We start from the raw sequence: 14,411 nt of genomic DNA, 5'->3' as shown, positions 1-14,411 counted from the left end.
TTTATACTATTTTAAAGCACAGTTTTTCATATTTTGTAACTTCTTAAAAACGAATTGATGCTTAAAAAGATTGTATTTTCATTTCTTGCTTTATTTATTTTTCTTACAAACCAAGCACAAACCACTGATTTAGCAATCTCAGTTGAAGCACAAGACTTATCAGGAGGTAGCATCTCAAATGTTTTTCTTTTTGAAGAATTTCAGTATTTGGTAACCATTAGCAACTCAGGTGGTCCAGTATCAAATGCTTCATTTACCCAAACCATCAATCCTAACGTAACGATACTATCTTATATAAGTCAAAACCCTATTGCAGGAGCTACACTTATTACCGATTTTGGCGTTGCAGGTAACGTATTAACTGGGACTATTGCAAGTCTGCCAGCTTCATCTAGTATAGAAGTAAAAGTTGTGGTTAAAGCACCAAGCATTATTGGAGGAATAGCAACAAATGTTAATATTTCACCTCCAGACGATGTGACAGATACAAGCCCAGGAAACAACACCTCTATTATTTCTATTGATGTGACAGATGTAGTCATCGATTTTACTATTGAGCACGCTCAAATTTCTCCTCCAGAAGGGACTGCAATAAACGCTTGGGGCGATTCTGTAACCTATCAAATTACTATCACAAATCATAGTGAAATCGCTTATCCTCTAGATAGTTTTACTACGTTTTTAGCTTTAAACACACCGCAAAGTTATGGCGAGCCTTTTGCTCAATTATTATCTATAGAGTGTATTAGCGCCACAGGAGGAACAGATTGTGTTGGTGATATTGATATCACCCCCACTCCAATTCTTTTAAATTCTAGTTCAACAGAAACTATCTTTACTTTTGATACTGTACATGAATATTCATCTGGTGGCTCACTAACATTTGAAATGGTATATCAATATCTTGAACCTGAATGTGCTCTTATAGAAGAAGCGATAGATGTTACTAGTTTCGCTATAATTGCCTTAAGTCATGACAATGAATCTTCTAACACATCAAATGAAATCATTACGGACTTAATTGAGGCTCAATTATGCCAAGAAACCGATGTTTGTCTTGAAACCATTCAAATAGATCCAGCAGTTGGAACACCAATAGGATGGAATGAAGAGATTACTTTTGAAACGACGATTTGTAATAATGGCCCTTTAGATGCTGATGTTGTTGTAAGTTTTAGGAATATTTCTAATAATGCCCTTTGGGATATCATTTCAATTACTTGTATTGAAAGTGCATCAACTCTTCCTTGTAGTACGGTAACGTTTGCTGATGCTGATCAGTATTGGGTGAGCAATACCTTTAACATGCCTGTTGGTGAAATTTTAACAATACAAACAGTCGTTATATTTATAGAACCAGAATGCGCTATTGGTCCTATTGAAGGCATCATTAGAAGCAGTATTACAATTGAATCTGAAGATATTACCGATTCTTTTTTAACTAATAACTTTGATTTCGATTATCTTGATTTACCTCCAGTAGATGAATGTGACTCGACTGATATAGAGGTTACAAAAACACAAGTAAGCCCAGCATTGCCTGAAGGAGGCTCGATAGATGACACCACAAGTTGGGGACCAATCACCTATGAAATTACTGTAAGTAACTTAAGTGCTGAAGATACTTTTATTGAACTCTCAGAATATATGACGCCTGTTCTCGTCTCACAAGCTAGTGGCGTTTTAGAATCTATTAGTTGTATCTCTACCACTGGAACGGCATCTTGTTTTGATATAGAGCATGCAAATATTGGTGAAGAATTTGATGGTGTCGTTGATGTAGATGATAACCCAGATGTTTTTTGGGAAATTTTACCAGAAGATGATTGGTTGCTCCCAGCAGCAAGTTCTGTAACTTTTGAAATCGTTATAAATTGGTCTCCAATTTGCTCAGCCTCTGCTATTCCAGCGGGAAATAGTGTTGAAGCTTATCCTTTAAGCCCTTTTGTTGACCTAGAATTATCTAATAACACATCAAGTACAACCACATTTTTTGCACCTTGTATTGATTTGGTCGTACAAACTTTTCCTGAATTCCCATCAGTTACTGTAAACCAGCCTTTTAATTGGATCGTTGATATCACAAATAGCGCAACGAGTTCAAATGCCATTGATGTTATTTTTGAAGACGAGTTAGAATCATTTTTCACGATAGTTGGCGCTCCTACCTGTGTGGTAACCTCTGGCACAGCTACTTGTGTTTCATCATTTAACGTTGTTGATAATCAAGTTTCTGGAATCATCCCAAATATGGAGGCCAATTCAACAGTTCGTGTTTTTATACCTGTCGAAGCTCCTGGTTTTGGTGGCGCTTTTGTAAATACTGCTGAAGCCAATCCTAACCCTGTTGATAGAGAAGAGCTTACTCCAGAAACGAATATCTCAATTAGTAGCGTTCAGGTTTTAGCTCCAATCTTAACTAAGCTATTTAATCCAGATGAAATTTTTGAAGGTGAAGAAAGCATCCTCACATTCACCATTAACAACCTACCTTCAAATCCAGCACAAAGTAATATTAGCTTTATAGATCATCTTCCAACAAACATTATGGTTTCTGGCGATGCTTATTGGGAAGAAGACAATGGCTGTACCGCAACTTTTATTAGTGTTGTAGGTGCTGATTCCTTTCAGGTAAATGATCTTACTTTTCCGTTAGGTGTTGCTAGTTGTACGTTTTCGGTTCCAGTAACCTCTAACATAGCAGGCGAATACATTAACAATAATAGTAATTTTACAGACCAAACTAATATTGACACCTCACAAGCTAATGCAATGCTTACCGTTCTAGAAGATGACAATAACCCTAATCCTCCTGGAAATGAACCTTGCTTAGAAATTCCTCAAGGATTTTCTCCTAATGATGATGGATATAATGATTTTTTTGAAATTCCTTGTATAGAAAATTACCCAAATGCAAAGCTGATGATTTATAACAGATATGGCACTTGTGTGTATTCTAACAACAACTATCTTAATAATTGGGCAGGAAAACCAAACAAAGGTATATTACATAGTGACTCATCACTTTTACCTGTAGGCACTTACTTTTATGTTTTAGAACATGAAAATCTAATTAAAAGAAAAGTAGGATGGGTGTATTTAAACTATTAAATGTTTAGTTAAATTTACTTTCAATTATTTCCATAAAGCGCTCTTCAACCTCTTCTTTACCCTCCCAATTTTGGTAATCAGGTTTTACTCTTTTATGAATTAATTGATGAGCCTCTTGTAATGAGTTAGTTGTGTTAATTTGAGAAAGTACACGTTCGTAATCTTCATTTTTTCCATCAAAAAGATGTTTTATAAATGCTATTTTGTCATTCAAACCAATATTTAAAACTCCTGCTTTTAGCTTATCGTTAAGTGATTTTTTTTCATCATTATTGCTCACCTTTTCAAAAACCGGAATTTCTGTAAAATCTGCTGTAATGTCTTCTAAGTCATTTTTATGAAATTGAGTTTTAGGAATAACTGTGTCTAAAAAATCATCAACATGATGAGTTTCATCTGGCATTTGTGCAACCATGTCTTTAATTTTTTCAATGGCTGGCTCCATAATAGCATCGTCTTCTACATCATCAAGATTCACGTAAATTCTATCTTCAACCTCAATGTTATCACTCACTTTATTATTAAATGCTGCATCTAGCATCCCAAAAAAAGAAGAATCACTTCCAATGGTTGGCATATCACTCTCAAAATTTTCTTGAGCAAATTTTAAGACAGAAAGCTTCTCATAAAGTTCGGCAACTTCTACATGCATTTTAAGAATATCTTCTTTGCCTTTAAGTTTTAAAATTCTATGTGCAATACTTATTAATTCAGATTCTAACTTCCTCTTCATAACTTTTTAAAATTTAATCTAATTTATGCTTTTGATTTTTAATAAATTTACGCCACCTTTATACAAAACGAAAATGGATTTGTTTTAGTGTTAAAATTACGAAATGTTTCTTGAAAATACAGTAAATCATAAAGAACAATTTGGATGGATTGAAGTTATTTGTGGCTCAATGTTCTCTGGTAAAACCGAAGAATTGATTCGCAGGCTTAAACGCGCTAAATTTGCAAGACAAAAAGTTGAGATTTTCAAACCAGCAATAGATGTGCGTTATGATGAAGAAATGGTCGTCTCTCATGATGCTAACGAAATTCGTTCAACTCCAGTTCCTGCCGCTGCAAATATTCCTATTTTGGCAGATGGTTGTGATGTAGTTGGTATTGATGAAGCTCAGTTTTTTGATGATGAAATCGTGCGTATTTGTAATGATCTAGCCAATAAAGGCGTTCGAGTCATTGTAGCAGGGTTAGATATGGATTTTAAAGGCAACCCTTTCGGACCTATGCCAAACCTTATGGCTACTGCTGAATATGTAACAAAAGTTCATGCGGTATGCACAAGAACAGGAAATTTAGCACAATATAGTTACAGAAAATCTAAAAGTGATGATCTTGTTTTATTAGGTGAGACTGAAGAATATGAACCATTAAGCCGTGCGGCTTACTATAAAGCTACAATGCGAGAAAAGATAAGAAATATGAAGGTACAAGATGCTGAAGATGTTTCTTTAAAGCAAAAAAAATCTAATGCCTAAAGCTCAAGAAACCATACTTGAAATAGATTTAAAAGCGCTTACGCATAATTTTAAACATATTAAATCTAAGCTAAAAGAGAACACCAAGTTTCTGGCTGTTGTTAAAGCATTTGCTTATGGTAGTGATGCTGTTGAAATTTCGAAACATTTACAAAACTTAAATGTAGATTGTTTTGCTGTAGCTTATACTCATGAAGGCGTTGCCCTTAGAGATGCAGGAATCACAAAACCTATTTTGGTGTTGCATCCGCATAAAACAAATTTAGAAACAATTATTAATCGATGTCTTGAGCCTAATTTATACAGTTTTGATATTCTACACGCCTTTTTAACTATAGCTAAAGAACATAAACAAACCCATTATCCTGTTCATATAAAATTTAACACAGGATTGAATAGACTAGGGTTTAACACTCAAGATGTTAAAAAAGTTTCTCAGTCAATAAACAATACATCTTCAATAAAAGTAGCCTCTATTTTTTCGCATTTAGCAGCTAGTGAAGATATAAACGAAAGGGCATTTACAGAAAATCAAATAGAAAAATTTAAAATTGTAGCTAAAAACTTTACTAAAGAAATAGGTTATAAACCTCATCTTCATATTTGTAATACATCCGGAATTTTAAATTTTCCGGAAGCACATTTTGACATGGTCAGATGTGGTATTGGATTATATGGCTTTGGCAATTCTGAAATAGAGAATAAAAATCTAAAGCCCATAGCTTCTCTTAAATCTATAATTTCTCAAATCCATTTACTTCAAAAAGGAGAAACTTTAGGTTATAATCGTTCTTTCACTGCTTCAAAGACGATAAAAACAGCCACCATACCTATTGGTCATGCTGATGGTATTGGTCGACAATATGGCAATGGAGTTGGGTTTGTTAACATTAATGGAAAGAGGGCTTCTATTATTGGAAATGTTTGTATGGATATGATAATGGTCGATATTACAAACATAGATTGTAATGAGGGTGATGAAGTCATTATTTTTGACTCACATAACACCGCTGAAGATTTAGCTTCTAGTATTAATTCAATTTCATACGAACTAATCACTTCTGTATCTCGACGTATAAAACGTGTCTTTTGTCGATAAGTCTGTTGGTAAATTATTTATCAATTCTTAAATTTATTGTGTTTTTAACTAAATTGCATCTAATTAATACTAACTAAAATATCTAATTATGTTAAAAGAGTTTAAAAATTTTATTATGACAGGCAACGTTATTGAGTTTGCTGTCGCAGTAATTATGGCAGGAGCTGTTGGCCTTGTTGTTAATGGATTTGTAAATGATATTGTTATGCCAATTGTTGGTAATTTTGCTGGAGGTATGGATTTCGCAAGTATGAAACATGTTCTTTCTGCCGCTGTGGTTGATGCAGATGGAAATGTAACTACTCCTGAAAACGCCATTCGTTATGGTGCTTGGATAAACACAATTATCAACTTACTTATAGTTGGCCTTGTAATGTTTATGATTGTTAAAGCTTATAATAAGACAAAAGCTCCTGCAGAAGAGCCTGCTCCTGCTGGTCCTTCTCAAGAAGATTTACTTACAGAGATTAGAGATTTATTGAAAAAATAAACCGCTATACTTATATTCTAACTTAAACCACTTCATTAAATGAAGTGGTTTTTTTATCTCTATTTTTGAAATAATAACTAGTTTAATAATTACTTTTGTTATATAAAATTTTTTTAAATGAAAATAGCAATTATTGGTGCCACTGGAATGGTGGGAGAAGTCATGTTAAAAGTTCTTGAAGAACGCAATTTTCCAGTTTCAGAATTAATACCTGTAGCTTCAAGTAAGTCTATAGGAAAAGAAATTACCTTTAAAAATAAACCTTATAAGGTTGTCGGCTTAGAGGAAGCTATTTCTCTACAACCACAAATTGCTATATTTTCTGCAGGCGGTAATACTTCTTTAGAATGGGCTCCACGATTTGCCGAAATAGGCACAACGGTTATAGATAATTCTTCAGCATGGCGAATGGATTTAGAAAAACAATTAATAGTTCCAGAAATTAATGCACATCGCCTTACAACGCAGGATAAAATAATTGCCAACCCAAATTGTTCAACCATACAAATGGTAATGGTATTAGCTCCTCTTCATAAAAAGTATAAAATAAAACGTATCGTAGTTTCTACTTATCAATCCATTTCAGGAACAGGCGTAAAAGCTGTTAAACAACTAGAAAATGAACTTGCAGGAATAAAAGGCGAAATGGCCTACCCTTATCCTATTCATCAAAATGCTATTCCACACTGTGATGTTTTTGAAAGTAATGGTTATACTAAAGAAGAAATGAAATTAGTGAGGGAAACTCAAAAAATTCTTGACGATAAAACCATAGCTGTCACCGCAACTGCTGTAAGAATACCAACTTCAGGCGGACATAGTGAGGCTGTTAATGTAGAATTTGAAAACGATTTTGATTTGTCCGAAGTGCGACAAATTTTAAACCAAACTGATGGCGTTACTGTTCAGGATAATATAGATGTAAATACATACCCTATGCCCATTTATGCTCATGGTAAAGATGATGTGTTTGTTGGGAGGATTAGAAGAGATGGATCCCAACCTAATTCATTAAACCTCTGGGTTGTTAGTGACAATTTAAGAAAAGGCGCTGCTACAAACACGATTCAAATAGCCGAATACTTAGTCGCTCATAATTTAATTTAATCTTCAAATTAGAAGGTAGGAGTTTTAGCAATTAAACTGTTTAATAATTATTAAGGGAGAAGTAGAATTTACAGACAAAACTTGTAATGAGTTGATTTTTGGGGTTTTATTGTCTTAAAAATGTTTATTAAACTGAAATAATTAACGAAATCTTATATTTTTTTGTAATTTACCGCCCATTTTAAATTAAATGATGTTAGTAAAACAACCCTCATTTATTATCTCATTACTCTTCTGTTTCGCAATGTTCTCTTGTGCTTCAGACGACGACTATATACCTACATCTCCTGTTGTTTTTGACATTACTGAAGTGCCCTATCAAACACTCTCTGAATATAATTTTTTCGATGGAGAATTAAAAGAATTAAACCCGACTTATGGTGTTATTCCCTATGATTTAAATTCAGCGTTATTTACGGATTATGCTAAAAAAAAGCGTTTTGTTTGGATGCCAGATAATGTAAGCGCTCAATATGTGAACGATTATAGCTCTCTAGATTTTCCAATAGGAACTGTTCTCATAAAAAACTTTTACTATAATAATGTACAACCATCAAATACCACACGGATTATTGAAACCCGACTTATGATTAATAAAACTGAAGGGTGGATATTTGCTAATTACATTTGGAATGAAGACCAAACAGAAGCTACATTTAGTCTTGAAGGCGGTTTAACTGATGTTGAGTGGATTCAAAACGGCGAAACAAAAAATATTACTTATAAAATACCCCCTGAAAGTGAATGTTTTACCTGCCATAAAATAGCGGCAGTCCCTATGCCAATTGGCCCAAAACCTCAAAACCTTAATAAAGACTATGCCTTTTCTGATGGGGTTGCAAATCAACTACATAAATTGCAAGAATTTGGTTATCTTGATGGCGGTATTCCAAACGATATAAATACAACTATAAATTGGGAGGATGACTCTCAACCTATTAATTTAAGAATGCGGTCTTACGTAGATGTTAATTGCGCGCATTGCCATTCTGAATATGCACATTGCGATTATAGACCTGTAAGGTTTGCATTTAATGAAAATGATGATGAAATAAATTTAGGTGTTTGTGTTGAACCTGAAGAACAGTTTGGTGGATTAACATATATTGTTTCTCCAGGAAATATAGATAGGTCTATGCTTTATTTTAGATTAAGTACGACCTTAGCTCAAAGAAGAATGCCTTTGTTAGGAAGAACTTTAGCCCATGAAGAAGCTGTGGTAATGGTAGAAGAATGGATAAACTCCTTAACAACAATTTGTCGATAATAATAAATAATTAATACAAAAATAACCATGAAAAAAATTACGTTTTTAATTTTACTAGTGTTTTGCGCTTTAAATCTTAATGCTCAAGATACGTGTAATAACGCTTTAGCGGTAAGTGTTGGTTTACATACTGTAAATGCAGTAGATGGATCTGAAATACCATTACCTGTTTGTTCTACAAACGGTGAAGGTGCTACTGCTGGGAAATGGTATGCCTTTACACCTGATGAAGATAGCTACGTAACAGTTTCTACAGATTTGGACCAAAATGCTGGAGGAGATACAAGAATACAAATTTATGATGGAGATTGTTCTTCACTATCTTGTGTTGCAGGAGATGACGATTCTGGTATTGTAGAGCCTGAAGGAGGAGGGTCTAGTTACTTATCAATTGCAGGTTTCTCTGCCACTGCAGGAACTACATACTATATTGCATTTGATAATAAATGGAATTCTGGAGGTTTTGACTTTCAAATTACTTTGAGCGAACCACCTCCACCAACACCTTTTTCATTCTCTGCACAAACCCTAGGAACAAGTGGTTCAACCATGGCAATTGTAGATATGAATGGTGATTTTATTGATGATGTAGTTTCTATAAGCGCTTCAAATGTAAACTTACAATTACAAACTTCAAGTGGGTTTACTGAAATGAATATAGGAACAGATAATGCCGATTGGACGCCTGATTGGAGTTTAGCTGCAGGTGATTATAATGCAGATGGTTTTAATGACTTACTTTATGCGGCTTGGGGAGGAGTAACCTTCATGAAGTCTAATGGAGACATGACCTACACTAAAGAAACTTTTAATGATTATGTCGCTTCTCAACGTTCAAATTTTGTTGATTTAAATAATGATGGTCATTTAGATGCTTTTGTCTGTCATGATGTTGCACCTAGCGTCTATTATATTAATGATGGTGGTGGTGATTTAACCTTTTATCGCTCAAATCAAGAAGGCGCACCATATCAATTAGCCACCTATTATTCTGGTGGAAATTATGGTTCTATTTGGGTTGATTATGACAACGATAGAAATACAGACATGTTTATCGCTAAATGTGGAGGAGATTTCCCAAGATACGTAAATCAAATGCACCGCAATACTGGTGGAGAAGATAATATTTTTGTTGAAAATGCAGCAAGTATCGGTCTTGATGATGATAACCAAACTTGGTCGTCTTGTTGGGGAGATTTTGATAATGATGGAGATATGGATGTTTTTGTGGGAGCAAGTTCAGGAGCGCATATCCTTAAAGAAAATAACGGAGAAGCAGCTTCTTATACATTTACAGATATAACGGCATCTTCAGGTGTTAGTGCATTAACCGCAACATCAAGAGAACATGTTACTTTTGATTTTGACAATGATGGATACCTAGATATTGTATCTGGCTCGAATGTTTTAAGAAACAATGGCGATATGACATTTACACCATATATGGGTGTGTTTTCAGGCACTGGAGCTTTTGGTGATTTAAACAATGATGGGTTTATTGATGCTTATAGAGGTTCTTCAGTGTATTTAAATGATGGTAATGATAACCATTGGATTAAAATCTCTACTGTTGGTGGTGCTACAGAAGGTATGAGTAATATAAATGGTATTGGTGCTCGTGTTGAGGTACACACACCTACTGGTATTTACATCAGAGATGTTAGAAGTGGTGATGGTTTTGAATTTATGAATAGCTTGAATACTCATGTTGGTTTAGGAGCTAACGATACTATAGATAATATTATCGTATACTGGCCTTCTGGTATTGTAGATAATATTGCAGGTCCAAGTACAGATCAACACCTTATTATTCATGAGGGTCAAACGTTAACAGTTGAAGATGAGTCTTTAGCTAGTGTTGTTATTTATCCAAACCCAGTAAAAGACATCATTAATATTGATACTCCTGTAGACTTAACAAATAAAATTGCTACAGTTTTTGATATTAATGGTAAGAAAGTACTAAATAAAAAGCTTACTGATAATTCTTTAGATGTTTCAAAACTTGCAAGTGGTTCTTATATCTTACGCATAGAATCTCTTGGTAAATCAATAAGCAAAAAATTTATTAAAGAGTAAACTAACCAACTCTATTTAAAAAACTCCTTCAAATTATTGAAGGAGTTTTTTTTTATTATTTTCCTAACTTACTTAGTTTCAATATAATTTATTAACTTAATGCTCATTTTTATTTGGGGCATGTTTAAAAAATTACTATTATATATCTTATTTATAGTATTAAGTATTGGAGTATTTTCCTGTGCTTCAGATGATAATTATATTCCCACCGACCCTGTCCTTACATCTCCTGTGGTTTTTAATATTACTGAGGTCCCTTATCCAACGCTTTCAGAATATAACTTTTTTGAAGGTGATATAAATGCGTTAAAACCCGTTTATGGTGTCTTACCTTATGATTTAAACTCTGCTTTATTTAGTGATTATGCAAAAAAGAAACGTTTTGTTTGGATGCCAGAAGAGGTTAATGCTCAATATGTTAATGATTACACTTCATTCGATTTTCCTTTAGGCACAGTTTTAATAAAAAATTTCTACTATGAAAATGTTCAGCCAAGCAATAACACTAAAATTCTAGAAACTCGATTAATGATTAAAAAAGAAACTGAATGGGAATTTGCTAAATATGTTTGGAATGATGAGCAAACTGAAGCAAACCTTACCTCTGATGGTCGTTTTGTTGCTTTAGACTGGATTCAAGACGGAAGTAATCGCTCTGTAAATTATCGAATTCCATCACATGCCGAATGTTTTACCTGTCACAATAAATTTGGAACACCTGTTGCGATTGGACCTAAACCTCAAAACCTCAACATGAATTATACTTACCCTGAAGGGAATCAAAATCAATTACAAAAATGGATTAATCAAGGCTATTTAGAAGATAATTTACCCACAAATATAACCACCTCTGTAAATTGGCAAAATGAATCAGAATCATTAGAGTCTAGAGCAAGATCTTATATAGATATTAATTGTGCCCATTGCCATTCAGACGAAAGCTATTGCGGATATCGACCAATGCGCTTTGCGTTTAATGAGAACAACAACCTAATAAATATGGGCGTTTGTGTCGAGCCCGAAACAAATATTGATGACAATTTAACTCATATTATTACACCCAATAGCCCTCAAGAATCTGTAGTTTATTTCAGAATGAGCTCTACAGAAGAACAATATAGAATGCCACTTTTAGGTAGAACACTCCAACATAGAGAAGGTGTTCGCTTAATAGAAGAATATATAAACTCTTTAATAAATGATTGCGAATAATAAAAAATATAATCATGAAAAAAATTACATTAATAGTACTGCTTTGTGCTTTCTGCTTACCATTAAGTGCACAAACTTATTTACAAGAAACTTTTGATGCTGAAACATTTCCTGATGGCTGGACTGTTACAGATGGAGGTGATAACACTGGTGATTCTTGGAGACCAGGTGATAGAAACGGAAATACACTAAACGGCACTAATGCAGCTATAGTGGATAGTGATGCTGCTGGAAGTGGTCCGCATTTAATTGAAACCTTAACATCTCCTGAATTTGATAGTTCAGAAGCTAGCTTTTTATACGTAGATTTTATACAGTATTATAATAATATTGGTTCAGATTTTGCTCTGGTTGAAGTTTTTGATGGTAGTGGTTGGGTAACAGTTTTAAATCAAACAGAAAATGCAGGAAGTTTTGCCAATCCCGACTACCAACATATCAATATCACCGAATATAAAAATGAAAATATGCGTATTCGATTTCATTATGATGATAATGATGTTTTTGCATGGTACTGGTTAGTAGATAACGTAGTTGTTTATAATGAAACTTGTGGGAGCCCATCTAACTTTTCTGTTAACAATGTAACACTAACCTCAGCAGATATTTCATGGACTCCCGCTGGAAGCGAAATTGATTGGGAAATTGTGGTACAAATAGCTGGTACTGGCGTTCCAAGTGGTTCTGGTTTATACACCGATTCTCCATCTTATAACGCAACAAGTCTAACACTTAATACTAGCTATGAGGTGTATATCCGAAGCAATTGTGGTGACTCTGATGGCTTTAGTATTTGGGCTGGACCAGTGTACTTTACAACTCTTGACACACCTCCACCTCCTGCCCCTGTCTCATTTTTAATACAAAGCATGAGCACTTCAGGAACCAATCGAGCCGTGGTTGATATGAACGGGGATTTTTTAGACGATATTGTTTCAATTTCCTCAACAAATGTTAATATTCTATTTCAAGATCCTGACGCAGTTAGTGGTTTTACCGAAAAAAATATCGCTACACCAGATGCAGATAATTCTCCTTCATGGAGTTTAGCTGCTGCAGACTATAATGCAGACGGTTATACAGATTTACTTTATGGTTCTGGTGGCGGAGTAACTTTTATGAAAGCTGTTATTAATACAAGTGAAGACGTTGGACCATTTGATGGTATTGAAACTTTTGAAGAATACTCTAGTGGAGATTATGTGTTTTCTCAACGTTCTAACTTTGCTGATGTTAATAATGATGGCCATTTAGATGCATTTATTTGTCATGATGTACAACCAAATGTATACTATTTAAACGATGGAAGTGGCAATTTGACCTTCTATCAAACCACAATGGGAGATGCACCATATAACTTAGGTGATTATTTTTCAGGTGGTAATTATGGCTCTATTTGGATTGATTATGATAACGATCATGACTTAGATATGTTTATCGCAAAATGTGGTGGAGGCGCAGAAAGAAGCGCGAACCAAATGCATACAAATGATGGGCTATACGAATCAGATAATACAACCATTAGCTATACAGAAAATGCTGCTGATATTGGCTTAAGTGACTCAATGCAAACTTGGTCTTCTGCTTGGGGTGATTTCGATAATGATGGTGATATGGATGTCTTTGTCGGTGCAAGTTCTGGCACGCATAAATTAATGCAAAATGACATGGGTTCATCCGGAAGCTTTACAGATGTGACTTCTAGCTCTGGTGTCTCTTCATTAACCGCAACCGGAATTGAAAACCAAACCTATGATTTTGATAATGATGGAAACTTAGATATTTTTTCCAACGGTAATCTTCTCATAGGAAATGGCGACATGACTTTTGAAGTCTATACAACAATAAACTTACCTGGCTCTGGATCTTTTGGCGACCTAAATGACGATGGTTTTATTGATGCTTTTTCGGGTAGTTTATTTAGAAATAATGCAAACGACAATAACTGGATTAAAATAAATACTGTAGGTGGTGCAACTGAAGGGATGAGCAATATAAATGGTATTGGCGCGCGAGTAGAACTACATCTGTCTGGAGACCGTATTAAAATTAGAGATGTAAGAAGTGGTGAGGGCTTTAGATATATGAGTTCTTTAAATACGCATTTTGGATTAGGTACAGATACTGCAATTGAACAAATAATTGTGTATTGGCCTTCTGGAATAATTGACACCATTAACAATCCTAGCATTAATGAAACATTAACAATATACGAAGGTCAATCTCTTTCAGTTGAAGATGAAGCTTTAGTAGATTTGGTTATATACCCAAATCCTGTTCAAGACATTCTTTATATTTCTACATCTGCCAACGTTACGGATAAAATAGCAACTATATTTGATATTAACGGTAAGCGTGTTCTTAATCAAAAATTATCTAGTAATTCGCTTAAAATTTCTACTTTACAAAGTGGCACTTATATTTTACGTTTAGAATCTCAAGGTAAATCAATAAGCAAAAAATTTATTAAAAAGTAAACTAACCAACTCATTTTAAAAGCTCTTTCATTAATTTGGGAGAGCTTTTTTTGTTACTTTTATAGCAATTATAAATTATATAAAC

The 14,411-nt window shown here is 34.1% G+C and carries 10 protein-coding genes; 9 read left to right on the top strand and 1 reads right to left on the bottom strand.

Annotated features, from left to right (window positions below; translation table 11 throughout):
- Positions 1-57 precede the first annotated feature (57 nt).
- A complete protein-coding gene (locus ACFS5M_RS02865; RefSeq protein WP_183485485.1) occupies positions 58-3,111 on the top strand; it encodes a gliding motility-associated C-terminal domain-containing protein in 3,054 nt (1,017 codons plus the stop codon).
- Positions 3,112-3,115: 4 nt separating this feature from the next.
- Here ACFS5M_RS02865 and ACFS5M_RS02860 read toward each other — a convergent pair whose 3' ends face one another.
- Positions 3,116-3,844: a hypothetical protein gene (locus ACFS5M_RS02860; RefSeq protein ID WP_183485482.1), complete on the bottom strand. Its 729-nt coding sequence runs from the start codon at positions 3,842-3,844 to the stop codon at positions 3,116-3,118.
- Positions 3,845-3,947: 103 nt separating this feature from the next.
- On the opposite strand from ACFS5M_RS02860, the gene ACFS5M_RS02855 reads away from it, so the two are divergent.
- From ACFS5M_RS02855 to ACFS5M_RS02820, 8 genes are all read left to right on the top strand, one after another.
- Positions 3,948-4,595: a thymidine kinase gene (locus tag ACFS5M_RS02855; RefSeq protein ID WP_183485479.1), complete on the top strand. Its 648-nt coding sequence runs from the start codon at positions 3,948-3,950 to the stop codon at positions 4,593-4,595.
- Positions 4,588-5,694, top strand: a complete 1,107-nt coding sequence (gene alr, locus ACFS5M_RS02850; RefSeq protein WP_183485476.1) for an alanine racemase — start codon at positions 4,588-4,590, stop codon at positions 5,692-5,694. The genes ACFS5M_RS02855 and alr overlap by 8 nt, the downstream gene beginning before the upstream one ends.
- 88 nt (positions 5,695-5,782) lie before the next feature.
- The gene (gene mscL / locus ACFS5M_RS02845) at positions 5,783-6,184 is read left to right on the top strand and encodes a large conductance mechanosensitive channel protein MscL (RefSeq protein WP_183485473.1); all 402 of its coding nucleotides are present in this window, start codon (positions 5,783-5,785) and stop codon (positions 6,182-6,184) included.
- Between the two features lie 117 nt (positions 6,185-6,301).
- Entirely contained in the window at positions 6,302-7,291 is a 990-nt protein-coding gene (locus ACFS5M_RS02840) for an aspartate-semialdehyde dehydrogenase (protein WP_183485470.1), read from the top strand.
- A gap of 190 nt (positions 7,292-7,481) precedes the next feature.
- Positions 7,482-8,558: a hypothetical protein gene (locus ACFS5M_RS02835; RefSeq protein ID WP_379897805.1), complete on the top strand. Its 1,077-nt coding sequence runs from the start codon at positions 7,482-7,484 to the stop codon at positions 8,556-8,558.
- A 27-nt stretch (positions 8,559-8,585) separates the two neighbouring features.
- Complete coding sequence (locus tag ACFS5M_RS02830; protein WP_183485467.1) at positions 8,586-10,637, top strand: FG-GAP-like repeat-containing protein; 2,052 nt, start codon at positions 8,586-8,588, stop codon at positions 10,635-10,637.
- 99 nt (positions 10,638-10,736) lie between these two features.
- Complete coding sequence (locus tag ACFS5M_RS02825) at positions 10,737-11,849, top strand: hypothetical protein (protein WP_379897803.1); 1,113 nt, start codon at positions 10,737-10,739, stop codon at positions 11,847-11,849.
- A gap of 14 nt (positions 11,850-11,863) precedes the next feature.
- Complete coding sequence (locus tag ACFS5M_RS02820; protein ID WP_379897801.1) at positions 11,864-14,326, top strand: FG-GAP-like repeat-containing protein; 2,463 nt, start codon at positions 11,864-11,866, stop codon at positions 14,324-14,326.
- The last annotated feature ends 85 nt before the right edge of the window (positions 14,327-14,411 follow it).

Source organism: Lacinutrix iliipiscaria, from assembly GCF_042686125.1.
GTDB lineage: Bacteria > Bacteroidota > Bacteroidia > Flavobacteriales > Flavobacteriaceae > Oceanihabitans > Oceanihabitans iliipiscarium.
This window is presented reverse-complemented; position numbering and strand designations above follow the sequence as displayed.

Coding starts and splice junctions, on each gene's coding strand:
- ACFS5M_RS02840 (WP_183485470.1), top strand. CDS start 6,302: ATGAAAATAGCAATTATTGGTGCCACTGGAATGGTGGGAGAAGTCATG.
- ACFS5M_RS02865 (WP_183485485.1), top strand. CDS start 58: ATGCTTAAAAAGATTGTATTTTCATTTCTTGCTTTATTTATTTTTCTT.
- mscL (WP_183485473.1), top strand. CDS start 5,783: ATGTTAAAAGAGTTTAAAAATTTTATTATGACAGGCAACGTTATTGAG.
- alr (WP_183485476.1), top strand. CDS start 4,588: ATGCCTAAAGCTCAAGAAACCATACTTGAAATAGATTTAAAAGCGCTT.
- ACFS5M_RS02825 (WP_379897803.1), top strand. CDS start 10,737: ATGCTCATTTTTATTTGGGGCATGTTTAAAAAATTACTATTATATATC.
- ACFS5M_RS02835 (WP_379897805.1), top strand. CDS start 7,482: ATGATGTTAGTAAAACAACCCTCATTTATTATCTCATTACTCTTCTGT.
- ACFS5M_RS02860 (WP_183485482.1), bottom strand. CDS start 3,844: ATGAAGAGGAAGTTAGAATCTGAATTAATAAGTATTGCACATAGAATT.
- ACFS5M_RS02830 (WP_183485467.1), top strand. CDS start 8,586: ATGAAAAAAATTACGTTTTTAATTTTACTAGTGTTTTGCGCTTTAAAT.
- ACFS5M_RS02820 (WP_379897801.1), top strand. CDS start 11,864: ATGAAAAAAATTACATTAATAGTACTGCTTTGTGCTTTCTGCTTACCA.
- ACFS5M_RS02855 (WP_183485479.1), top strand. CDS start 3,948: ATGTTTCTTGAAAATACAGTAAATCATAAAGAACAATTTGGATGGATT.